This window comes from Rhodococcus sp. JCM 9793, from assembly GCF_055380405.1.
In genome coordinates, this window is the sequence record NZ_AP043721.1 from 6,037,066 (window position 1) to 6,058,442 (window position 21,377).

Below are 21,377 nucleotides of genomic sequence, written 5' to 3' on the forward strand. Positions count from 1 at the left end.
AGAACATTCTCGTCCGAGCCTTCCGGCGTTCTGTCACCGCGTTCGCATATCCTCCGGCCGTGGCCAGAACCAGATCGATCTATCGCTGCTCCGACTGCTCGCACACCGTCGCCAAGTGGGTCGGGCGCTGCCCGGAATGCGGAACGTGGGGGTCGCTGGACGAGGCGCCGGTGCAGCCCGCAGCCGTCGCAGCGCGGCCGGGCACCTCGCTCGCGCGTGTGGGCGCCGCAGCCGTACTCCCGACCACCCCTGCCACTCCCCTGACCCGGATCGACGGGAAGGAAACCGCGGCCAAGTCCACCGGCATCTCCGAACTCGACCGGGTCCTCGGCGGCGGCATCGTGCCCGGGTCCGTCGTCCTGCTCGCGGGTGAGCCGGGCGTCGGCAAGTCGACGCTGCTCCTCGAGGTCGTGCACCGCTGGGCTCAGCGCGGCGCCGACGACCGATCTCTGTACGTGACAGGTGAGGAATCCGCCGGTCAGGTCCGGCTCCGCGCCGACCGCACCGGATCCGTCCACGAGCGGGTCTATCTGGCGGCCGAATCCGATCTGGCAACGATCTTCGGCCACGTCGAGCAGGTCAAGCCGACGCTGCTCGTCGTCGACTCGGTGCAGACGATGCTCGCCGCCGATGTCGATGGCGTGTCCGGCGGCGTGACCCAGGTCAAGGCCGTCACGAGCGCTCTGACTTCGCTCGCGAAGGCGAGCGGGATCCCGGTGTTGCTGATCGGTCACGTCACCAAGGACGGCGCAGTCGCGGGTCCGCGCTCGCTCGAACATCTCGTCGATGTCGTGTTGCACTTCGAAGGCGACAAGCATTCGACGCTACGCATGGTGCGCGGGGTCAAGAACCGGTTCGGCGCGGCCGAGGAGGTGGGCTGCTTCGAACTCACCGAGGGTGGCATCGTCGAGGTGTCCGACCCGTCTGGATTGTTCCTCCAGCACCGGAACGAGGAGGTCTCGGGAACTGCGGTGACCGTCACCATGGACGGCAAACGCCCACTGCTCGGCGAAGTGCAGGCACTCGTCGTCCACACCCAGAATCCGTCGCCGCGGCGGGCGGTGAGCGGCCTGGATTCGGCGCGCGTCGCGATGGTTCTCGCCGTGCTCGAACGGCGCTGCAACATCCGCGATCTCGGGAAATGCGACGTGTACGCGTCGACGGTCGGAGGAATGCGGATCACCGATCCGTCCGCCGACCTCGCGTTGGCGCTGGCAATCGTGTCTGCGGTGCGAGATCAGCCGGTCCCGCCCGGTACCGTCCTGCTCGGCGAGGTGGGGTTGGCAGGCGAGGTCCGGCGCGTGGCCGGGGCCGGTCGACGCCTCACAGAAGCACACCGTCTTGGGTTCACCCGCGGTGTGGTCCCTCGCAACACCGACGGCGCCCCCACCGACATGAAGGTCCACGAGGTGACGAACCTCGGACAGGCTCTCATGACCATCGGCTGACCTGATCATCAGCTAATCGAAGGTGCCGTGCCTGCCTTCCCCGGACGCGAACCGCGCGGCACCGGCGATGCCTTCCCGTTCGACGATCGGCACACCGTGGGCGCCCTCGGCGCGCAAGGCCTCGTCGAGCGGCAGGTCGAACGACCGGTACGCCGACGCCCGGTCCACGGCCATGCATCCCTGTGGAAACCCCGCCAGTTGCTGCGCGATCTCTCGTGCCGTAGTCAGTGACGTTCCCACGTCGACGACTCGGTTGACCAGACCGAACGACAGAGCTTCGTCTGCCTCCACCGCACGGCCCGTGAGGATCATGTCGAGCGCTCTGCCCTGCCCGATGATCCGCGGCAGTCGCACCGTACCGCCGTCGATGAGCGGTACACCCCAGCGGCGGCAGAACACCCCGAAGACCGCGTCGGCTTCGCACACCCGCAGGTCTGCGAGGAGTGCGAGTTCGAGCCCACCGGCGACCGCGTAGCCGCTCACTGCCGCAACGAGCGGTTTGGTCAGTGCCAACCGGGACGGTCCCATCGGACCCGTTCCGCCGCCCTGCGGGTCGAGTTCGTGCCGCCGCTGCGGATCATCCACAGCTGTGAGGTCGGCACCGGCGCAGAAATGACCACCGGCACCCCAGAGCACCGCGACACGTTGCTCGTCGTCGGCGTCGAACTGTTCGAAGGCCTCGCGGAGCTGCGCGGCCATCGGTCCGTCCACCGCATTTCTGCGATCGGGACGGTTGAGCACGATGGTGGTGACGGCACCGTCGCGTTCGACCACGACGTCGGGGACAGACATGGATCGTTTCTAACACCGCCGAGGCTGTGGTTCTGCCGTATCGGGCTTTCTGTCGGGCCCGCATGCGAACATATGTTCGTGTCCGCCCGCGCAGCGATCCTCCACGCCGACCTCGACGCGTTCTACGCGTCGGTCGAGCAACGCGACGATCCGTGGCTTCGAGGCAAGCCTGTGGTGGTCGGCGGTGCGGTCGTCCTGGCCGCAAGCTACGAGGCGAAGGCCTACGGAATCAAGACACCCATGCCCGGCCGTGCTGCACGTGCTCTGTGTCCGCACGTGATCTCGATGCCGCCCCGGATGGACGCCTATTCGCGGGCCTCGAAAGAGGTGTTCGCGATTTTCGATCGGGTCTCGCCCGTCGTCGAAGGTGTCTCCATCGACGAGGCATTCCTGGACGTGTCGGGGCTGCGTCGCATCTCGGGCGAGCCGGCCGACATCGCGGCGCGTCTGCGCGCCACGGTCATGGCCGAGGTCGGCCTGCCGATCACCGTCAGTGTGGCCCGAACGAAATTCATCGCAAAGGTCGCGAGCGGCGTCGCGAAACCGGACGGGCTGCTCGTCGTCCCACCCGACCGGGAACTCGAGTTCCTCCACCCGTTGCCCGTCGAACGCCTATGGGGCGTCGGCAAGGTCACCGCCGCGACCCTGCACGCGCATGGCCTGCGGGCGGTCTCCGATATCGCGAACGAATCCGAATCCGACCTCGTCGCGCTGCTCGGCCGGGCAACAGGCCGACACCTGCACGCACTCGCGACCGGACACGACCCCCGGCCGGTTCACCGGCAACGCCGACGTTCGATGGGTGCCCAGCACGCACTCGGCCGGGGAGCCCACAGCATCGAGTCTGTCGACGCGACGCTGCAACTGCTTGCCGACAAGGTCGCAGGCCGGATGCGCCGCGCCCACCGGATCGGCCGCACGGTGGTGCTGAGGCTTCGTTTCGCCGACTACACGCGTGTCACGCGGTCGCACACACTCGGCGTCCCTACCGCACGCACCGACATTCTCAGCGACACCGCGCGCGCCCTGCTCGAATCAGCGGGGCCGCTGGTCGCCGACCGCGGGCTCACCCTGATCGGTGTCGCGGTGACGAACCTGAACGGCGAGGGCATCGAGCAACTCGAGCTTCCCTTCGACGAACCGGTATCGTCACCCGATCCGGCATCAAGCGAAATCCCCACGACCCATCGCCCGATCGACCGGCACGCTCTCGACACGGTCCTCGACGACGTCCACAACCGGTTCGGAGCCGGGGCACTCACCTCCGCGACGCTGCTGGGCCGCGACCACAGGCAGGGCGTTCCGATGCTCCCCGATTGAGCAGTACTCCACAGCCTGGAAGCACCCTCAGATCGATGAAATGTCTTCGGATCCGGGCAGTCCGTCGACGAAATCCTTCCCCTTCTCGAAATGCTCGTGGCCGACAAGCACGAACAATCCGTGCGAGCTCCCCACGATCACGTCGGGGTCGGCGAACGGTCCGTCGACGATGCGCACATCGGCGCTCGTGTACACCTTGCGGCGCACCGTCCCGTCGACCCGAGCAGTGAATTCGAGGACCGCACCCAGCGGGATGGGTCGCTTGAAATCGGTGCCCATGTGCCCGGTGACCACGGGCTTACGGAACACTGCGTTACAGGCGAAACCCTGGATCTCGTCGAACGCCGTCATGAGAATGCCGCCGTGGATGAACCCCGGCCCGCCCTGGAAGCGCGTGGCGACCTCGAAACGGCCCTTGACGGAGAGTCCCTCTCCGACCGTGCACTGCATCGCGAGGCCTGTCGGCTGATCGTCGCCGCAACCGAGACACTTGGACCAGTGCTGGGGTATCGGCGCACCCGGACCGGGATGATCCTCGCGAAGATCAGGAACGACGAGGTCGTCGGGCAAGGTCCAGAGACTACTCATGAGCAAGTAATGTAGTTGCGCGCTCGCTTGCGACTTTTCCGTGGCCTGCGCGAATGTGACGAGAAACGCACGCGCCGCCAGGAGGACTTCGCACATGACCGAGTCGGCCGACGCTGCGACGTTGAACGAGACGATCGCGCGTCTGGCACCCGGCACAGCTTTGCGCGACGGCCTCGAACGCATCCTGAGAGGCCGCACAGGGGGTCTGATCGTGCTCGGCTTCGACGAGCACGTCGCCTCGATCTGCGACGGTGGCTTCGAACTCGATGTCGAGTTCGCCCCGACCCGGTTGCGCGAGCTGTCGAAGATGGACGGCGCGGTGGTGGTGTCCTCCGACGGCACCCGGATCGTGCGCGCGAACGTGCAACTCGTACCCGATCACCGCATTCCCACCGTCGAATCCGGCACGCGGCATCGCGCGGCCGAACGCACCGCCATCGAGACCGGGTATCCCGTGGTCTCGGTGAGCCAGTCGATGAGCATCGTCAGTGTGTATGTCGAAGGGCGTCGGCACGTCATCGACGATTCGGCGATGATTCTCTCCAGGGCCAACCAGGCCGTCGCGACACTCGAGCGCTACAAGGCCCGGCTCGACGAGGTCACCCGCCAGCTCTCGATAGTGGAGATCGAAGACATCGTGACGTTGCGCGATGCGCTCACGGTCGCACAGCGACTCGAGATGATGCACCGCCTGTCGGTGGAGATCGAGCAGGATGTGCTCGAGCTAGGAACCGACGGGCGTCAGCTCGCACTGCAGCTCGAGGAGCTCGTCGGCGACAATCAGCTCGCCCGGCAGCTGCTTGTGCTGGACTACCTGGCCGGTACCGATTCACCGTCGGTCCTCGACGTGGAGCAGGCGCTCGATGCGCTGGGGGGCCTGACCGACGTCGATCTGCTCGACCTGACGACACTCGCGCGGGCCTTCGGATATCCGAACACCATCGAAGCGCTCGACACCGCGATGAGCCCGCGCGGATACCGCGTCCTCAATCGTGTTCCGCGGCTTCGGGCACGTCAGATCGACCGGCTGGTGAGCGCTTTCGGAACATTGCAGGGTCTGCTCGCCGCGACGGCCGCGGATCTCCAGGCAGTCGAAGGGATCGGCGCTCTGTGGGCGCGGTACATCCGCGAGGGCCTCTCACGCCTGGCCGAGGCGTCGATCAACCACTACGACTAGCATTTGTCTGCTCAGGGCGCGATTCGGCTCAGGCGGTCACGTTGAACGGCTCCGGCGTGCTGCGCAGGCCACCGAGTTGCCCGATGACCGTGTATGCACCCGGCTGGACCGGTTCCCGAGGCGTTGCACATCCGGGCTCGGAGGTCGTACCCGACCACTGCACCGAGAATGCCGCCTGATCGCCGGGTGCGAGTGAACGCACGTCGGCGGTCGAGTCGGGGAAACAGTCGGTGTTCGCCCACACGCGCTGGTTACCGTCGAGGGTGTACACGAGGACCTGCTGGAGTCCCGCACCGAGATCGCGCTCGCACGACGACGTTCCGATGTTGGTGATGACGATCGTGAACTCCGGTTCGGTTCCGACCTGATAGTTCGGCTCACCGGCCGTCACACGCACTGCGAGCGATTGATCGGAACACTGCCCGGGCGCAGTCGACGCCGACGCCGGCGTGGTGCCCGCCTCCGAACCCGACTCGGCAGCATCCGCCGAGGTGGACGACGCGGAGGACTCCGAACCGGAGGAAGTGTTCGAGGAATCTGTGCCGCCGGAGCCACCGGTGCCCGAGCCACCACCACTCGAACCGGTCTCGGCACCGGCTTCTACGCCGGAGCCGTCCGGTGTTGTCGGAGTGGTCTCGGACATCGTGGTCTCGGAGGCCGCAGGTTCCGTTTCCGGGTCATCGCCGCTGGTGAAGGCCAGGACTGCCCAGATCACCAACGCCAGCACGACCACCGCGACGACGATCGCGAGGACGCGGCGACGCCAGTAGATCTCGGGGGGAAGTGGGCCGTTGGGTTCAAGCACGCTTCACACGGTATGTGTCAGCTCGGGCGATAGCCACATGATCGGCGGCGTGTCGCGTCAGTCCGAGGTCACACCGATGTCGCCGATGTGGCCCTGCAGCTGTACGTGACCGTCGTCGAGCTTGTATGTCACACCCGCAACAGCGCACCGGCCGTCGGCGATGCGCTCCGCGATGATCTGCGATCGTTCGGTGAGCACCTTGCCCGTTTCCACCACGTGTCGTGCCTCGAGTTCGTCGACGGTGCTGAGCCCTTCCCGACGTCCGAGGAGGATCGACGGAGCGACCCGCTCGATGATGCTGCGGATGAAGCCCGACGGAACCTCGCCGCCGTCGAGCGCGGAGAGCGTCGCGCCGACAGCACCGCAGCTGTCGTGTCCCAGCACGACGATGAGGGGCACGTTGAGGATCTCGACCGCGTACTCGATCGAGCCCAACACGGAGCTGTCGATGACATGACCTGCGGTTCGGACGACGAACATGTCGCCCAGGCCCTGGTCGAAGATGATCTCGGCGGCGACGCGGGAGTCGCCGCATCCGAAGAGCACGGCGGTGGGATGCTGGCCGTTGACGAGTTCCGCGCGGCGGTCGATGCCCTGACTGGGATGCAGCGGGGTGTCGCTGACGAATCGCTGATTACCCTCGGTCAGGGCCTTCCACGCTGAGATGGGGTTCGAGTTCGGCATACGCACATTATTCACCCGCGCTTGTGAACGGACTCACGCGGATATGTTCCGACCCGGTGAACAACACCGCGTATTGCTACAGAAGGAGATGAGATGCCGGTCGATTCGGCCGTGATGCTGCGTTGGTACGCCGCCGAAGCACGGGATCTTCCGTGGCGCCACGAAGGTGTGACGGGCTGGCAGATCCTGATGTCGGAGGTCATGTTGCAGCAGACTCCTGTCGTGCGGGTCGCGCCCATCTGGGAAGAGTGGGTCCGGCGGTGGCCGGTCCCGTCGGCGATGGCCGCGTCGAGTCAGGCCGAGGTGCTGCGGGCGTGGGGCAAGCTCGGGTATCCGCGTCGGGCACTGCGCTTGCACGAGTGCGCGGGGGTCCTCGCCGCCGAGCACGACGACCGGGTCCCCGACGACGTCGACGTCCTGCTGTCGCTGCCGGGGATCGGGGCGTACACGGCCCGAGCAGTCGCATGTTTTGCGTATGGTCAGCGTGTTCCCGTGGTCGACACCAATGTGCGGCGCGTCGTCGCGCGCGCTGTCCACGGTAAGGCCGAACCCGGGAACCCTTCCACCCGAAGGGACCTCGCGGACGTCGAGGTTCTGCTGCCTCGTACCCGCTCGCGAGCCGCGACGTTCTCGGCCGCGCTGATGGAACTCGGCGCGACGGTGTGCACCGCACGCAACCCGGAGTGCGATCGGTGTCCGCTCCCCGAATGCGCCTGGGTGCAGGCCGGTCGTCCGGCCCACGACGGCCCTGCCCGGCGGGTGCAGAAGTTCGCCGGAACCGACCGTCAGGTGCGCGGAAAACTGATGGCCGTCCTCCGCGAGAGCGACACACCCGTCGAGCGTCCGACACTCGATCAGGTGTGGCTCACGGACCCGGGGCAGCGCGACCGGGCACTGCATTCGTTGCTCGTCGACGGCCTGGTCGAACAGACCGACGACGGGCGCTTCGCCCTCGCTGGGGAGGGCACGCGCTAGCTGTTCTTCGACTCCGGTCGGTCGAGAGATTTCAGGAACCGCTCCACTTCCACGCGGTACTCGTCGGGCTTGTCGTCGTGAACAAGATGTCCGGCGCCTGCGATACGCACGTATTCGGTATCGGGCCGGTCGCTCATCCGACGCATCTGCCCTTCCGGGGTGATGGTGTACTCGCCCTCGACGAGCAGCACCGGCACCCGGATCGAACGCCACTCGTTCCAGAAGTCGCGGGTGCCCCATTCCTCCGAGATGTCGCGGAAGGTCGAGACCTCGCCGTGCAGGTGCCAGCCGTCTGCGCGGCGTTCGAACGAGTCGAGGAAATATTGCCCGGCCACCGGACCGAAGAAGTCGATCATCGCCTGCTCGGTGGGGAACGGCTGCGGCCACTGCTCGATCATCGCGGCCCAGTTCGCTGCCGTACGGCCCCGGAAGTCCGGGGCCATGTCCTCGAGCACCAGCGCCGCCACACGGTCGGGATGCGCGGAGGCGAGGCACCACGCGTGCAGTGCGCCCATCGAATGTCCGATGACCACGAGCGGCTCGTCGAACCCGTCGAGATGGGCCACCAGATCCGCCACGAACGCGTCGGTGGTCAACTCCGGGGGCGCGGGTCGTCCGTGCCCCGCCGCATCGAACGTGTGGACGTGGCCGTGCTCGCGTAGCCACGGCACGTGGCCACCCCATGTGCGCGCGCTTCCCATCAATCCGTGCAACAGCAGGATCGGCCGTCCGGTACCACCCTCGTCGTGCAACACAGTCGCCCAAGGTAGCGGAGTACGCTCGCGCGCATGGCAGTCGTGAAGATCAACGCAATCGAAATCCCCGAGGGTGCAGGCCCCGAACTGGAGAAGCGGTTCGCCAATCGCGCGCACACCGTCGACAATTCCAAGGGCTTCCTCGGATTCCAGCTCCTCCGCCCCACGGCGGGCGAGACCCGATACTTCGTCGTCACCCAGTGGGAGACCGAAGAAGACTTCGCTGCATGGCGAGACGGCGACGCCCGTGCCGCCCACGCGGGCGAAGCCAAGAAGCCTGTTGCGTCGGGCGCATCGCTGCTCGAGTTCGAGGTCGTTCTCGACGTCAAGAAGTCCTGATGCCCGTGCCCGGTGGATCCGGGCGCGAGTTCACCTATCCCCATGTGGGCGCCGGCCGGGGAGATGTGTCCCCGGCCGGCTACCGGTCGTTGGAGATGCTGCGTGAGCTCGGTACCGACGACGAGGTCTTCGACACCGCGACCGCCCGATTGTTCGGCTGGCATATGCATCGGGCCGCCGGTATCCGAGTAGCGCCCGGAACCCCCGCGCCTGCTCCCGGACTCGACGTGTGTCTCGAATGGGGCATCGGGCCGATCCGCTCGGCAGCCTGGTGCCGGGTCGTCGACGTCATCGACGAACCCGACCGTCGAGGTTTCTCGTACGGCACACTGACCGGGCATCCCGAGAGCGGCGAGGAGACCTTCGTCGTCGAGCGCGACGGCGACGGACGCACCACCGCTCGAATCACTGCCTTCTCCCGCCCGGCACGCTGGTACACCCGGATCGCGGGGCCGCTCGGTCGCCTGATGCAACGCCGGATCACGCAGCGCTACCTCGACGGAATCGCTGACGGCCGGCGATGAGCGTGCGGATCTACACCTTCCGGAGCACGGTCCGGAAATATCGTCACGCCGCGTAGCGTCTACGATGTGACGCTCACACCGCGCAGGTGTCTCCCCCGCACCCGTCGGCGTCATCGGCAACCGGATCTACGACGGGCTCGGCGCTGTCTGCGTCGGAAATCGCGCGTTCCAGCAATGCGAGAAACACGTCCTTCGTCTGGGCACCCGACACCGCGACCGCGCGGTTGGCGACGAAGAACGGCACTCCCGTGACACCCAGCTGCCGGGCTTCGAGGAGGTCGGCACGCACAGCATCCGCAGCGGCGTCGGAGTCGAGATCCGCGCGGATCTGATCTGCATCCAGCCCCACCGAGACGGCGATGCGCACAAGCGCCTCACGATCGTCCACGATCGCACCGCCGACGAAATGCGCACGGAACAATGCCTCGAGCAGTTCGTCGCGCTTGTCGCCGGCGAGGTGCAGGAGCCGATGCGCGTCGAAGGTGTTCGCCGCGATCACCGTGTCGAAGTCGATGTCCAGCCCGACTTGCGCGGCGGTGGCGGACACCTGGGAGAACATCTGCCGCACCTGGTCGGCGGGCATGCCCTTCATCTCGACCAGCGCCTCGATCTCGGGCTTCTTCAGACCCGCGGGGGTGTCGGGTGCGAGCTGGTACGACCGCCACGTCACCACGATCCGATCACGCTGTGGGAAGGCGGCGAGGGTGTCGGCGAATCGACGCTTGCCGATGTAACACCACGGGCACGCGATGTCCGACCAGATCTCGATTTGGGCTGTGGGTAGGGCGATGTCGGCAGGTGTGCTCACGAGTCGAACAACAGCGTGGTGGCGTCGGATTGTTCCCTCATCGGTGGAGGCGTGCCTCGACCCTCCCGCTGTTCACCGGCATCAAGGCAGTGCGCGACGACACCTACACGGCTCTGACCGCCCCACCGCTGGTGTACGCGTCGAGCACACCGAACGTGCTCAGCATGCCGTGGCTGCTGGACGAGCTGCTCCCGCAGCTGTCGCAGGCCGCCGACAATGCTCAGATCGGCCAGTTCCGACCCGACAGAGTCACCGTGCCGCTGCCGAGGGTTCCGTTCTCGGCAGCGGCATTCGGGTCAGGATTCGAGCGCGGCGTCGAGAGTGATCTCCACACCCGTCAGAGCTCGGCTCACCGGGCAGGTCTCCTTCGCGGTCTGCGCGGCCTTCTCGAAGCCGGCGGCGTCGAGGCCCTCGACTTCACCGCGGACCGTCAGCTTGATACCGGTGAGCCGGAACCCCACCTCGGGGTGCGGGCCGAGCGACACGTCGGCTTTGACCTCGAGACTCTGCGGGGTGCCCCCGGATTCGGCGATCACCGCGGACAACTGCATCGCAAAACACGTCGAGTGGGCCGCGGCGATCAACTCCTCGGGGCTCGTCGTACCGTCGGCGTTGTCGGCCGCTCGCTTCGGGAACGACACATCGAATGTGCCGCGCCCCGAGCTGGTCAGTTCGACCTGACCCGACCCGTCTTCGAGTCCACCGTTCCATGCGGTCCGTGCACTCCGTGTCGGCATAGTAACTCCCTCCATCTGGCCCGAAACTACAGTCTGGCCCGAAACTACGCCGTCGGCTGCGCCGCGGTCTCCGGTTCGCGGACAATCGACCGAAGGTGCACCACCCGGTCATCCGTGGCGCGCCGAAAGCCGCAGCGCCTGCGTGCGGATTTCGTCGCGTAGTTCGGGCGGCGACAGGAGTTCGACGTCGTCGCCGAACTGCCACATCACCGCTCCTGCGTGACCTGAACCGCCGAATTCCACCTCGGCGCGCAACCATCCCTCACCGTCCCTATGACGGCCGTCCCCATGACATTCGGTGAGGGAAATCGCGACCGCAGCGAGTTCGTCTCGGCGGCTCTCGCGTACCCGCACGGTCGCGGAGACTGTGGACATTCCCGCACGGAATTGTGCCCGTGTGCGATTCCAGGTCTCGGCGAGGTCGACGTCGGCGGGGCGCTCGGCCGGCACGTCCAGCACCTTCACTTCGTCGATACGCGAGAGCCGGTACGTACGTTCCTCACCGCGGTGCACGGCCACCAGGTACCACCGCCCAGCGGCACTGACGAGACCGATCGGATCGACGGTCCGCCACCCGGAGTCTCGTCCGCGCGGGCGGTACCGGATTCGTAGACGTACGCCGTCGAACACCGCCTGTTGCACCGCACCGAGGTGCGGATCGACCGCTGCCTCCGTGATCCATCCCGACCCGGTGACCAGGATCCGTTCCGATGCTCGGATCGCCGCCGTGCGCCCCGCCTCGGGTAGTGCATCGGTGACCTTCCGCATCGCGGCCGCAAACGCGGGAGCCATGCCGAGTGCCGCAGTGTCGGCGGAGGTGCTCGCTGCGAGTAGCGCGGTTGCCTCGTCGATCGTCAGCCCGGTGAGATCCGTGGTGAATCCCGGCAGCAAAGCGAACCCTCCGTCGCGGCCTCGTTCCGCATACACAGGGATACCGGCCGACGACAGTGCCTCGACGTCGCGCAGGACTGTCCGCACCGATACCTCGAGTTCGCGGGCAATCGCCGGGGCAGTCATTCTCCCCCGGTTTCTGAGCATCAACACCAGCGACAGCAGTCGTTCAGCGCGCATCACCGAATCATGGCACCGAAACCTGACACGAAGTGTCGTGTTTGCTGCCCGAGGTCAGGACCGTTCGATTGCACTGCGGTGCCGATACGACGACGGGGACTGTCCGCAGAAGTCGCTGAACGCCCGCGCGAACGAACTTCCGTTGTCGAACCCGACGGCACGGGCGGTTTCCTGCACCGATTGCTCGGGCGATGCGAGGAGTGCCATCGCGCGCAGCATCCGGGCCTGGAGCAGATAAGTGCGCCACGACATCCCCACGTGCTCGTCGAACAGTCGACGCAGGGTGCGATCCGATACCGACACTGCGCGGCCGACCTCACCGATGGTGACGTCGTGGAGATTCGCCTTCGTGAACGCCATCGCGTTGTGCACCACGGGATGGTCCGACATCGGAAGGCTGAGCAGCGCTTCGTCGGAGTCGATGGAGTCGAGGACGAGTCCGCCGAGGGTCTCGAAGAAGCGCTCCGCTGTGGCATCGTCGGTGAGCCTGCCGACGGGCCACCGCTGCGCGTAGATGATCATTTCCCGGATCACCGGGGAGACGTCGAGGACGGCGGCTCGTTCACCGTGGAACTGCACCAGTTCCGGATCGAACATCACTGCGATCGAGCGCACCCTGGGGCTCATGGTCGCCTGATGCCGCAGTCCCGCGGGTATCCACACCGCTTGCTGAGGAGGCAGCAGATAATGGGTGGTCGCGGTCTCCACTTCGACCACGCCACCCACGGCGTACTCGATCTGATGCATGTCGTGGCTGTGCCAGTCCGTCACGAGGCTTCCGCCCTCGTAGAGGTAACTTCCGGCGGTCACCGCCGCACTACGACGCAGACTCTTGAGGTTGTCCGATCCTGCACGATGCATGGCCGATTGCGTGGAGACGGTCATGACTATGAACGGTACAACAGGAGTAACCACAATGTGACAAGCAGCACCCTGGAGTGAATATGCAACTCGACGACATGATTCTCGTGAGTATCGATGACCACGTAGTCGAACCACCCGACATGTTCGCCCGCCATGTTCCGGCCAAGTACAGGGACGAGGCACCCAAGGTCATCGTTACCGAGCAAGGCATCGACCAGTGGGTCTACCAGGGGAAACCGACCGGAGTCAGCGGACTCAACGCGGTGGTGTCGTGGCCCGCAGAAGAATGGGGGCGCGATCCCGCCCGCTTCGCCGAGATGCGCCCCGGCGTGTACGACATCCACGAGCGCGTACGAGACATGGACCGCAACGGCATCGTCGGTTCCATGTGCTTTCCCACGTTCACCGGTTTCTCCGCCCGCCACCTGAACCAGCACCAGGCCGAGGTGACCATCGTGATGGTGCAGGCCTACAACGACTGGCACATCGACGAATGGTGCGGCACCTACCCCGACCGATTCCTGCCGCTCGCCCTCCTGCCCACGTGGAACGTGCCGGCGATGTGCGATGAGATCCGACGTGTCGCGGCGAAGGGCTGCCGCGCCGTCACCATGCCGGAACTCCCGCACCTCGAGGGACTGCCCAGCTACCACGACATCGAGTACTGGGGCCCGGTGTTCCAGACCCTGTCCGACGAAGACGTCGTGATGTGCCTGCACATCGGTTCCGGATTCGGCGCGATCTCGATGGCGAAGGACGCACCGATCGACAATCTGATCGTGCTCGCCACCCAGATCTCCGCCATCGCCGCACAGGACCTCCTGTGGGGTCCGGCCATGCGTTCCTATCCCGATCTGAAGTTCGCCTTCTCCGAAGGCGGCATCGGCTGGATCCCATTCTTCCTGGACCGCTGCGACCGGCACTACACCAACCAGCGTTGGCTCCGTCGAGACTTCGGCGGCAAGCTGCCCAGCGAGGTCTTCAAAGAGCATTCTCTCGCCTGCTACGTCACCGATCCCACGGCACTGAAGCTGCGCCACGAGATCGGCATCGACATCATCGCGTGGGAGTGCGACTACCCCCACTCCGACTGCTTCTGGCCCGATGCGCCGGAGAAAGTGCTCGGTGAGCTCGACGCCGCGGGTGCGACAGACGCCGAAATCGACAAGATCACCTGGCAGAACTCCTGCCGTTTCTTCAACTGGGACCCGTTCTCGAAGATCGAGCGCGAGGACGCGACCGTCGGAGCGTTGCGGGCGAAGGCGACCGACGTGGACGTGTCGATCCGGTCCCGGGCCGAGTGGGCGAAGCTCTACGAGGCCAAGCACAAGGATTCCGTGACGGCGGGGTGATCCACACTTCCGAATCGCACTGCCACACAGGTGGCATCGACGACGCCGAAAATACCTGACAGAGGGTGTCGTGTTTCGGGTCCATGCTGTGTGTCATGACGACAATGCAGACAGACCCGCGCCCCCTGTTCCGTGACGCCCTCGACTGGGTGGCCGGACTCATCGACGGAGTCCGGCCGGCCCAGTTCACCGATCCGACCCCGTGCCCTGAGTTCGACGTGCGCTCCTTGATCGGACACTTGGTGTCCACCGTCCACGTAGGACGCATCATCGGCGCGGGCGGCGACGTACACACCGTTCCCGAAGTGCTCACTGCACCGGACGACGGATGGGTCGCCGCACTGCGCACGAGCGCCGACCGCTACTGGGAGGTATGGGGTGACGACGCGATGTTGGACACCGTCGTCACCGCCCCCTGGGGCACCTTCCCGGGGCGCGCCTCGGTCCTCTTCTCACTCAACGAAGCACTCGTGCACGGTTGGGACCTGGCGGCCGCAACGGGGCAGCCCGCGGAGACCGACCCGACCCTGGCGAACGCTGCGCTCGGCATCATGCAGCATGCGCTCCCCGAGACCCCGCGTGGCGGCCCCATCCCGTTCGGCCCGGTGGTGGAATCCTCACCGACCGCGGGGGCGACCGAACGCCTTGCCAATTGGTCCGGACGTATGACCGCTCCCTGGAAGAACTGAACTCCCGCCCACGCGGAGCAGGGATCCCTCGACGCCGAGGGGCGGCACTCCATGTCGGAGTGCCGCCCCTCGGCGTATGCGTGTTGTTACTGAGCTTCTGCTTCGCCCTCACTCTTGGCGAGCACGACCGCCGGGGTGTCGGGCACCTCGGCCGGCTTCTCGCTCGGTGTGAACGTGAACTTCGCGTTCTCGCCGGCCCCTTCGCCGTCCCAGCCCTCGACGTCGACCAGAACGATGTGGCCTGCGCCGACCTCGCCGAACAGGATCTTCTCGGAGAGCTGATCCTCGATCTCGCGCTGAATGGTGCGGCGCAACGGACGAGCACCGAGCACCGGGTCGAATCCGCGCTTGGCAAGCAGCGACTTCGCCTTCTCGGTGACCTCGATCCCCATGTCCTTGTTCTTCAACTGCACCTCGACGCGACCGATCATCAGGTCGACCATCTGGATGATCTGATCCTTCGTCAACTGGTGGAAGACGATGATGTCGTCGATACGGTTGAGGAACTCCGGGCGGAAGTGCTTCTTGAGCTCGTCGTTGACCTTGTTCTTCATCCGCTCGTAGTTCGACTGGTCGCCCTTGCCTGAGGTGAAGCCCAGACCGACGGCCTTGGAGATGTCGGACGTACCGAGGTTCGACGTGAAGATCAGCACCGTGTTCTTGAAGTCCACCGTGCGGCCCTGGCCATCGGTCAGGCGCCCGTCTTCGAGGACCTGCAGGAGCGTGTTGTAGATCTCCTGGTGAGCCTTCTCGATCTCGTCGAACAGCACGACGGAGAACGGCTTGCGACGGACCTTCTCGGTGAGCTGGCCACCCTCTTCGTATCCCACGTATCCGGGAGGTGCACCGAACAGACGCGACGCGGTGAACCGGTCGTGGAACTCACCCATGTCGATCTGGATGAGCGCGTCGTCCTCGCCGAACAGGAAGTTCGCGAGCGCCTTCGACAACTCGGTCTTACCGACACCGGACGGGCCGGCGAAGATGAACGAGCCCGAGGGACGCTTCGGATCCTTGAGGCCGGCACGCGTACGACGGATCGCCTTGGCGACCGCCTTGACGGCGTCCTCCTGGCCGATGATCCGCTTGTGCAGCTCCTCCTCCATACGGAGCAGACGGGTGGTCTCCTCCTCGGTGAGCTTGAACACCGGAATACCGGTCCAGTTCGCGAGAACCTCGGCGATCTGCTCTTCGTCGACCTCTGCAACGACGTCGAGGTCACCTGCTCGCCACTGCTTCTCCCGCTCGGAGCGCTGAGCGACGAGCTGTTTCTCCTTGTCGCGAAGGCTCGCGGCCTTCTCGAAGTCCTGCGCGTCGATCGCAGATTCCTTCTCGCGACGTGCGTCGGCGATCTTGTCGTCGAACTCGCGCAGGTCCGGCGGCGCGGTCATCCGGCGGATGCGCATCCGGGCACCCGCCTCGTCGATGAGGTCGATCGCCTTGTCCGGCAGGAAGCGGTCGTTGATGTAGCGGTCGGCCAGAGTTGCCGCAGCCACGAGCGCCTTGTCGGAGATCGACACGCGGTGGTGCGCCTCGTAGCGGTCGCGCAGACCCTTGAGGATCTCGATGGTGTGCTCGACCGTCGGCTCACCGACCTGGACGGGCTGGAAGCGGCGTTCGAGCGCGGCGTCCTTCTCGATGTACTTGCGGTACTCGTCGAGGGTGGTCGCGCCGATCGTCTGCAGTTCACCGCGTGCGAGCTTCGGCTTGAGGATCGACGCTGCGTCGATCGCGCCTTCGGCCGCACCCGCGCCGACGAGCGTGTGCAGCTCGTCGATGAACAGGATGATGTCGCCGCGGCTGTTGATCTCCTTGAGGACCTTCTTGAGGCGTTCCTCGAAGTCGCCGCGGTACCGGCTGCCTGCCACGAGAGAACCCAGGTCGAGCGTGTAGAGCTGCTTGTCCTTGAGGGTTTCCGGGACCTCGCCGTTGACGATGGCCTGAGCCAGGCCCTCGACCACTGCGGTCTTACCGACGCCCGGCTCACCGATGAGGACCGGGTTGTTCTTGGTACGACGGGACAGCACCTGCATGACCCGCTCGATTTCCTTCGCACGACCGATGACCGGATCGAGCTTGCCTTCGAGAGCGGCCTGCGTGAGGTTCCGGCCGAACTGGTCGAGCACGAGCGACGTCGACGGGGTGCCGGCCTCGCCGCGGCTGGTGCCGGCTTCCTGCGGTTCCTTGCCCTGGTAACCCGAAAGCAGCTGGATGACCTGCTGACGGACCCGATTCAGGTCGGCGCCGAGCTTGACGAGCACCTGAGCTGCCACACCTTCACCCTCGCGGATGAGACCCAGGAGGATGTGCTCGGTGCCGATGTAGTTGTGACCGAGCTGCAGCGCCTCACGGAGGCTGAGCTCGAGCACCTTCTTGGCACGGGGAGTGAACGGGATGTGCCCGGACGGGGCCTGCTGTCCTTGGCCGATGATTTCCTCGACCTGACTACGGACGCCTTCCAGGGAGATCCCCAACGACTCGAGCGACTTCGCCGCCACGCCCTCACCCTCGTGGATGAGGCCCAGGAGGATGTGCTCCGTGCCGATGTAGTTGTGGTTGAGCATCCTGGCTTCTTCTTGAGCCAGGACAACGACGCGCCGCGCGCGATCGGTGAACCTTTCGAACATCGCACTCCCTCACACTCTCGGCCGACGGATCCGGTACGAGGTTGTCCCGGACCCCGGCAGCCGCTCTTCGCTCCGGCACTCGAGTCGTTCACATCGAACCAGCGAAGGTTCCACGATCCCACTCGACACTCTAGTTGGCCTGAATTCCACTCGCTCCCCCTCCACCCTGGAAGGTGGTAGCGGAAAACACGGCTACAAGAGATAACGCTGCACGTGACGCATACGTTTCCGCAACCTGTACGCCAGAAGCGAACAGGCGGTCAGCGAGTGAGAACCTGTTGGATCCGCCGAGCGGCACTCTTCGGTGCCCGCTCCGGATCCATGAGCGCGTTCTCCGCGAGGGGACTGTTCTCGTTCCCCACCGTACCCGGTTCGAACGGACGCAGGGAACGACCCGAATGCCGCAAGCGCTCGATCGCTGCGAGCAACGAACCCTCGTCGTCGACCGCCCGGTCCAACGTCTCCACGGCGACGCCGAGATGCTCGGCGAGGAGCGTGCTGCGCAGTTCCGCCGCCGCACAGGAGACCGGGTCGCCCGATTCTGTGGACTCGAGCGCGAGGTCGCATTCGGTGTCGAAACCCATGGACCGGTTGTTGAGGTTCGACGATCCGATCCGCACCAGGGTGTCGTCCATGACGACGACCTTCGCGTGGACATAGATCGGTCTCCCGGCCTCGGTCACCGGGTAGTAGGCCTCGAACCTGCCGTGGACGTCGGCGTCCCACAGCATGCGCAACAGAGAGCGCCGGGCACCGTCCATCGCCTGCTGCTCGAGCCAGCCGTCCGCATTGCGCGGAATCACGAGCACGACCTCGGGACCGTCGTCCTCGCGTAGACGCGCGGCGATCGCCTCCGCGAGCGTGCGGGACGCCAGATACTGGCTCTCGAGGTACAGGATGTGCCGGGCGCTCTCGATCACCGCGAGGTAGAGGGCCTCGATCTCGCGGACGTCCTCGCGCCCGTCGTACTCCGGCAGAGTTCTGGCGATCGACACGTCGATGTCGGTGAGCGTGGGGGTGAGTCCGTCGGGCCAGATCGCGTCGCAGGGACCGACCGGGTCGAGATCCGTCCCCGTTGCCGACTTCCATCGCGCCCGCGCCTGGTCGCCGAGTGCTCGGGCGGCCGCGCCGTCCACCGCGGTGGTGACGTCGTGCCACGGGCCGTAGCGTCGCCCGCTCGGTTCGCGCCGAAATCGGCTGCGGTCGGAATGATCGGATGTGTCCCACCGGTCGACTGTCATGTCGATACCGCCGCAGAATGCGATCGCGTCGTCGATGACGATGATCTTCTGATGATGGGCAGCGCCGATCGGGTGTGCGGCGTCCATCTCGAAATGCAGGCGTGGGTCACTGAGCCAGTCGAGGACGAATACCGGCGTCATGCCCCTCCCGATCGCAGTGAGCGCGCCGATATTCCATTTGAGAAGGTGAATGTCGAGGTCGGGATTCTGTTCGAGGAGCCATTTCAGAAACGCACCGAGCCGGTTGGGTCCGTCCAGCGTGCGGCCGTCGGGTTCGAACTTGATCCGGGTATCGAAATCCCACCCGATCAGCATGATGCGTCGACGCGCCTGCAACATCGCCGATTTCGCGTGTCGAAAATAGTCTGCCGCGTCGACGATGAAGGTGAGCCGCTGGGCGTGGTCCGTCCGCCAGCACGTCTTCCCCGGCACCAGCACGCGTTCGACCATGAGCAGAAATGTTACGCCGGGCGATACCCCTCTACCCAAATCAGTGCGCGCGAACGGAATACGACAGCACCGTCGGCATCCGCAATAGCGGACCCCGACGGTGCTGTTCGGCTGAGGTGGGAAAGAAACTCAGTGCGCGTTGTTGTACTGCTCGATAATGTCGGCCGAGATCCGACCACGAGCAGAGACCTGGAGATCGTTGTTTCGCGCCCATTCACGGATTGCCGCAGTTTGCTCGCGATCCGTAGTTCCCCGCGACGACTTGCTTGCCACCGGTGCACTCTGAACGGCTTTGCCGCGCTTACGGCCGCCGACCTTGCGCGCGTGCTGAATCCAGTAATCCAACTGTTCCCGCAACGCTGCCGCATTGTCTTCCGACAGATCGATCTCGTAGGTCACGCCGTCGAGTCCGAACTCTACCGACTCGTCTGCCGCCGATTCCTGGTCGACATCGTCGATAAGTGTGACGGTGACCTTCTTTGCCATGTGCTGGAAACCCTCTCCATCAAGAAATGCGCTTTCCCCCCACGGGACGAGACCACAATACCCCGCAATTAACGCATGTCTATACCGAGAGCTTTCCGGCCTATTCAGCGAGTGGTCGGGCGAACAATGGGGAAGAGGATAGTTTCCCTGATTCCCAGGCCGGTCAGCGCCATCAACAACCGGTCGATTCCCATGCCGGTTCCCGTGGTAGGCGGCATTCCCTGTTCCATAGCGGCGAGGAAATCCTCGTCGAGGGCCATCGCCTCGTCATCGCCCTCGGACGCGAGACGCGCCTGATCGACGAACCGCTCACGCTGGATCACAGGATCGACGAGTTCCGAATAGCCAGTGGCAAGCTCGAACCCCCGCACATAGAGATCCCACTTCTCGGTGACTCCGCGCACAGTGCGGTGATCACGGGTGAGCGGCGACGTCTCGACCGGGAAATCACGGACGAAAGTCGGCTCGTTCAATTGGTCGCTGCACATGTGCTCCCACAGCTCTTCGACGAGCTTACCGTGGCCCCATCCCTTACCCTCGGGGATTTCGAGCCCGACCTTGCCTGCCAGGGCCGTCAATTCTTCGATCGTGGTATCGGGTGTGACTTCGGTACCGATCGCCTGCGACAACGACGGGTACATTTCGAGGACTTTCCATTCCCCGCCGAAGTCGTATTCGGTGCCGTCCGCCAGAGTGACGACGTGGCTGCCGAACACGGCGAGCGCGATCTCCTGGATCGTCTCGCGAATCATCTTCGCGGAATCGTCGTACGTACCGTAGGCCTCGTAGGTCTCGAGCATCGCGAATTCCGGCGAATGAGTGGAGTCGGCACCCTCGTTCCGGAAATTGCGGTTGACTTCGAAGACCTTGTCGATGCCACCGACGACACATCGCTTGAGGAACAGTTCGGGCGCAATACGCAGATACAGGTCCATGTCGAGCGCATTCGAATGCGTCACGAACGGGCGTGCCGCAGCACCACCGTGCAGCGTCTGCAGCATCGGTGTCTCGACCTCGAGGAATCCTCGGCGTTCGAGTGCGTTACGCAGCTCACGCACGACCTCGGCGCGCATCCGGGCGTTCTTGCGGGCCTCCGGGCGGACGATCAGGTCGATGTAGCGCTGCCGGACCCGCGACTCCTCGTTCATCTCCTTGTGCGCGACCGGGAGCGGGCGCAGCGCCTTCGACGCCATCGTCCAGGAATCCGCCATGACGCTGAGCTCGCCGCGTCGTGAGCTGATCACCTCACCGTGCACGAACACGAAATCACCCAGGTCGACGAGTGCCTTCCACTCGGCGAGGGACTCCTCCCCCACCGAGGCGAGGCTGACCATCACCTGCAGCTGGGTTCCGTCGCCTTCCTGCAGCGTCGCGAAGCACAGCTTGCCGGTGTTGCGCATGAAGATCACGCGCCCGACCACCCCGACATGCGTACCGGTCGCAGTGTCCGGTTCGAGGTCGGGGTACTCGGCACGGATCGCCGCGAGCGTGTGCGTGCGCGGCACGACGACGGGGTACGCATCCTTGCCTTCGGCGAGGAGTCGTTCGCGCTTTTCGCGGCGGACCCGGATCTGCTCGGGGGTATCGTCGGGCTGCTGAACGTTGGCATCACTCACGGGAAACCAGACTATCCGAGAGCGCCGCG

The 21,377-nt window shown here is 65.5% G+C and carries 21 protein-coding genes; 8 read left to right on the plus strand and 13 right to left on the minus strand.

The window, feature by feature from the left end; all coding sequences use genetic code 11:
• The first annotated feature begins 59 nt into the window (after nucleotides 1–59).
• Nucleotides 60–1,448, plus strand: a complete 1,389-nt coding sequence (gene radA / locus ACZ46K_RS30125) for a DNA repair protein RadA (protein WP_464746338.1) — start codon at nucleotides 60–62, stop codon at nucleotides 1,446–1,448.
• Nucleotides 1,449–1,460: 12 nt separating this feature from the next.
• Here the strand turns inward: radA and ACZ46K_RS30130 are convergent, their stop codons facing one another.
• Nucleotides 1,461–2,240: a crotonase/enoyl-CoA hydratase family protein gene (locus ACZ46K_RS30130; protein WP_054805996.1), complete on the minus strand. Its 780-nt coding sequence runs from the start codon at nucleotides 2,238–2,240 to the stop codon at nucleotides 1,461–1,463.
• Nucleotides 2,241–2,312: 72 nt separating this feature from the next.
• Between ACZ46K_RS30130 and dinB the strand changes: the two genes are divergently transcribed.
• Nucleotides 2,313–3,560 (plus strand): DNA polymerase IV, encoded by a 1,248-nt coding sequence (gene dinB, locus ACZ46K_RS30135; protein WP_464746340.1) that lies wholly within the window; start codon nucleotides 2,313–2,315, stop codon nucleotides 3,558–3,560.
• Between the two features lie 27 nt (nucleotides 3,561–3,587).
• Here dinB and ACZ46K_RS30140 read toward each other — a convergent pair whose 3' ends face one another.
• A complete protein-coding gene (locus ACZ46K_RS30140; RefSeq protein WP_464746342.1) occupies nucleotides 3,588–4,148 on the minus strand; it encodes a PaaI family thioesterase in 561 nt (186 codons plus the stop codon).
• A 94-nt stretch (nucleotides 4,149–4,242) separates the two neighbouring features.
• Between ACZ46K_RS30140 and disA the strand changes: the two genes are divergently transcribed.
• Nucleotides 4,243–5,325, plus strand: coding sequence for a DNA integrity scanning diadenylate cyclase DisA (gene disA / locus ACZ46K_RS30145; protein WP_054805995.1), 1,083 nt, complete (start codon nucleotides 4,243–4,245; stop codon nucleotides 5,323–5,325).
• A gap of 28 nt (nucleotides 5,326–5,353) precedes the next feature.
• Here the strand turns inward: disA and ACZ46K_RS30150 are convergent, their stop codons facing one another.
• Together ACZ46K_RS30150 and ACZ46K_RS30155 are read right to left on the minus strand one after the other, a co-directional pair.
• Nucleotides 5,354–6,130 (minus strand): hypothetical protein, encoded by a 777-nt coding sequence (locus tag ACZ46K_RS30150; protein ID WP_464746344.1) that lies wholly within the window; start codon nucleotides 6,128–6,130, stop codon nucleotides 5,354–5,356.
• 57 nt (nucleotides 6,131–6,187) lie between these two features.
• Complete coding sequence (locus ACZ46K_RS30155) at nucleotides 6,188–6,814, minus strand: carbonic anhydrase (protein ID WP_054805994.1); 627 nt, start codon at nucleotides 6,812–6,814, stop codon at nucleotides 6,188–6,190.
• A 93-nt stretch (nucleotides 6,815–6,907) separates the two neighbouring features.
• Between ACZ46K_RS30155 and ACZ46K_RS30160 the strand changes: the two genes are divergently transcribed.
• Nucleotides 6,908–7,789 (plus strand): HhH-GPD family protein, encoded by an 882-nt coding sequence (locus tag ACZ46K_RS30160; RefSeq protein ID WP_464746347.1) that lies wholly within the window; start codon nucleotides 6,908–6,910, stop codon nucleotides 7,787–7,789.
• Here the strand turns inward: ACZ46K_RS30160 and ACZ46K_RS30165 are convergent.
• Complete coding sequence (locus tag ACZ46K_RS30165) at nucleotides 7,786–8,544, minus strand: alpha/beta fold hydrolase (RefSeq protein WP_464746349.1); 759 nt, start codon at nucleotides 8,542–8,544, stop codon at nucleotides 7,786–7,788. The genes ACZ46K_RS30160 and ACZ46K_RS30165 overlap by 4 nt on opposite strands.
• Before the next feature lie 33 nt (nucleotides 8,545–8,577).
• Here ACZ46K_RS30165 and ACZ46K_RS30170 point away from each other — a divergent pair, with 33 nt between their 5' ends.
• Nucleotides 8,578–8,883, plus strand: a complete 306-nt coding sequence (locus tag ACZ46K_RS30170) for an antibiotic biosynthesis monooxygenase family protein (protein WP_054713867.1) — start codon at nucleotides 8,578–8,580, stop codon at nucleotides 8,881–8,883.
• Complete coding sequence (locus ACZ46K_RS30175) at nucleotides 8,883–9,407, plus strand: DUF1990 family protein (protein WP_054805992.1); 525 nt, start codon at nucleotides 8,883–8,885, stop codon at nucleotides 9,405–9,407. Before ACZ46K_RS30170 ends, ACZ46K_RS30175 begins: the two co-directional genes overlap by 1 nt.
• 73 nt (nucleotides 9,408–9,480) lie before the next feature.
• Here ACZ46K_RS30175 and ACZ46K_RS30180 read toward each other — a convergent pair whose 3' ends face one another.
• From ACZ46K_RS30180 to ACZ46K_RS30195, 4 genes are all read right to left on the minus strand, one after another.
• Complete coding sequence (locus tag ACZ46K_RS30180; protein WP_054805991.1) at nucleotides 9,481–10,215, minus strand: DsbA family oxidoreductase; 735 nt, start codon at nucleotides 10,213–10,215, stop codon at nucleotides 9,481–9,483.
• Nucleotides 10,216–10,511: 296 nt separating this feature from the next.
• The gene (locus ACZ46K_RS30185) at nucleotides 10,512–10,952 is read right to left on the minus strand and encodes an OsmC family peroxiredoxin (protein WP_054805990.1); all 441 of its coding nucleotides are present in this window, start codon (nucleotides 10,950–10,952) and stop codon (nucleotides 10,512–10,514) included.
• Between the two features lie 108 nt (nucleotides 10,953–11,060).
• On the minus strand, nucleotides 11,061–12,023 hold the full coding sequence (locus tag ACZ46K_RS30190; RefSeq protein WP_054805989.1) for a helix-turn-helix transcriptional regulator: 963 nt from the start codon (nucleotides 12,021–12,023) through the stop codon (nucleotides 11,061–11,063).
• Between the two features lie 54 nt (nucleotides 12,024–12,077).
• The gene (locus tag ACZ46K_RS30195) at nucleotides 12,078–12,908 is read right to left on the minus strand and encodes an AraC family transcriptional regulator (protein WP_464746351.1); all 831 of its coding nucleotides are present in this window, start codon (nucleotides 12,906–12,908) and stop codon (nucleotides 12,078–12,080) included.
• 59 nt (nucleotides 12,909–12,967) lie between these two features.
• On the opposite strand from ACZ46K_RS30195, the gene ACZ46K_RS30200 reads away from it, so the two are divergent.
• Together ACZ46K_RS30200 and ACZ46K_RS30205 are read left to right on the plus strand one after the other, a co-directional pair.
• Nucleotides 12,968–14,239, plus strand: a complete 1,272-nt coding sequence (locus ACZ46K_RS30200) for an amidohydrolase family protein (protein ID WP_464746354.1) — start codon at nucleotides 12,968–12,970, stop codon at nucleotides 14,237–14,239.
• Between the two features lie 95 nt (nucleotides 14,240–14,334).
• Nucleotides 14,335–14,928 carry a TIGR03086 family metal-binding protein gene (locus ACZ46K_RS30205; protein WP_054805997.1) on the plus strand — a complete coding sequence of 198 codons (594 nt, stop codon included), beginning with the start codon at nucleotides 14,335–14,337 and terminating at the stop codon, nucleotides 14,926–14,928.
• A gap of 86 nt (nucleotides 14,929–15,014) precedes the next feature.
• Here the strand turns inward: ACZ46K_RS30205 and ACZ46K_RS30210 are convergent, their stop codons facing one another.
• The 4 genes from ACZ46K_RS30210 to lysS all read right to left on the minus strand — a co-directional run bounded on the left by ACZ46K_RS30210 (nucleotide 15,015) and on the right by lysS (nucleotide 21,348).
• On the minus strand, nucleotides 15,015–17,555 hold the full coding sequence (locus ACZ46K_RS30210; RefSeq protein WP_464746357.1) for an ATP-dependent Clp protease ATP-binding subunit: 2,541 nt from the start codon (nucleotides 17,553–17,555) through the stop codon (nucleotides 15,015–15,017).
• Nucleotides 17,556–17,815: 260 nt separating this feature from the next.
• The gene (locus ACZ46K_RS30215) at nucleotides 17,816–19,246 is read right to left on the minus strand and encodes a phospholipase D-like domain-containing protein (RefSeq protein ID WP_464746360.1); all 1,431 of its coding nucleotides are present in this window, start codon (nucleotides 19,244–19,246) and stop codon (nucleotides 17,816–17,818) included.
• A 129-nt stretch (nucleotides 19,247–19,375) separates the two neighbouring features.
• Nucleotides 19,376–19,732, minus strand: coding sequence for a histone-like nucleoid-structuring protein Lsr2 (locus ACZ46K_RS30220; RefSeq protein WP_054806728.1), 357 nt, complete (start codon nucleotides 19,730–19,732; stop codon nucleotides 19,376–19,378).
• Nucleotides 19,733–19,836: 104 nt separating this feature from the next.
• A complete protein-coding gene (gene lysS / locus ACZ46K_RS30225; protein ID WP_054806727.1) occupies nucleotides 19,837–21,348 on the minus strand; it encodes a lysine--tRNA ligase in 1,512 nt (503 codons plus the stop codon).
• Nucleotides 21,349–21,377: the final 29 nt, after the last annotated feature.

Excerpts from the sequence above, each read along its gene's own strand:
- ACZ46K_RS30195 (WP_464746351.1), bottom strand. The coding sequence starts at position 12,908 with ATGACCGTCTCCACGCAATCGGCCATGCATCGTGCAGGATCGGACAAC.
- ACZ46K_RS30210 (WP_464746357.1), bottom strand. The coding sequence starts at position 17,555 with ATGTTCGAAAGGTTCACCGATCGCGCGCGGCGCGTCGTTGTCCTGGCT.
- ACZ46K_RS30170 (WP_054713867.1), top strand. The coding sequence starts at position 8,578 with ATGGCAGTCGTGAAGATCAACGCAATCGAAATCCCCGAGGGTGCAGGC.
- ACZ46K_RS30130 (WP_054805996.1), bottom strand. The coding sequence starts at position 2,240 with ATGTCTGTCCCCGACGTCGTGGTCGAACGCGACGGTGCCGTCACCACC.
- ACZ46K_RS30205 (WP_054805997.1), top strand. The coding sequence starts at position 14,335 with ATGACGACAATGCAGACAGACCCGCGCCCCCTGTTCCGTGACGCCCTC.
- ACZ46K_RS30160 (WP_464746347.1), top strand. The coding sequence starts at position 6,908 with ATGCCGGTCGATTCGGCCGTGATGCTGCGTTGGTACGCCGCCGAAGCA.
- disA (WP_054805995.1), top strand. The coding sequence starts at position 4,243 with ATGACCGAGTCGGCCGACGCTGCGACGTTGAACGAGACGATCGCGCGT.
- ACZ46K_RS30185 (WP_054805990.1), bottom strand. The coding sequence starts at position 10,952 with ATGCCGACACGGAGTGCACGGACCGCATGGAACGGTGGACTCGAAGAC.
- dinB (WP_464746340.1), top strand. The coding sequence starts at position 2,313 with ATGTTCGTGTCCGCCCGCGCAGCGATCCTCCACGCCGACCTCGACGCG.
- ACZ46K_RS30220 (WP_054806728.1), bottom strand. The coding sequence starts at position 19,732 with ATGGCAAAGAAGGTCACCGTCACACTTATCGACGATGTCGACCAGGAA.
- ACZ46K_RS30215 (WP_464746360.1), bottom strand. The coding sequence starts at position 19,246 with ATGGTCGAACGCGTGCTGGTGCCGGGGAAGACGTGCTGGCGGACGGAC.
- ACZ46K_RS30190 (WP_054805989.1), bottom strand. The coding sequence starts at position 12,023 with ATGCGCGCTGAACGACTGCTGTCGCTGGTGTTGATGCTCAGAAACCGG.
- ACZ46K_RS30155 (WP_054805994.1), bottom strand. The coding sequence starts at position 6,814 with ATGCCGAACTCGAACCCCATCTCAGCGTGGAAGGCCCTGACCGAGGGT.
- ACZ46K_RS30200 (WP_464746354.1), top strand. The coding sequence starts at position 12,968 with ATGCAACTCGACGACATGATTCTCGTGAGTATCGATGACCACGTAGTC.
- ACZ46K_RS30140 (WP_464746342.1), bottom strand. The coding sequence starts at position 4,148 with ATGAGTAGTCTCTGGACCTTGCCCGACGACCTCGTCGTTCCTGATCTT.
- ACZ46K_RS30175 (WP_054805992.1), top strand. The coding sequence starts at position 8,883 with ATGCCCGTGCCCGGTGGATCCGGGCGCGAGTTCACCTATCCCCATGTG.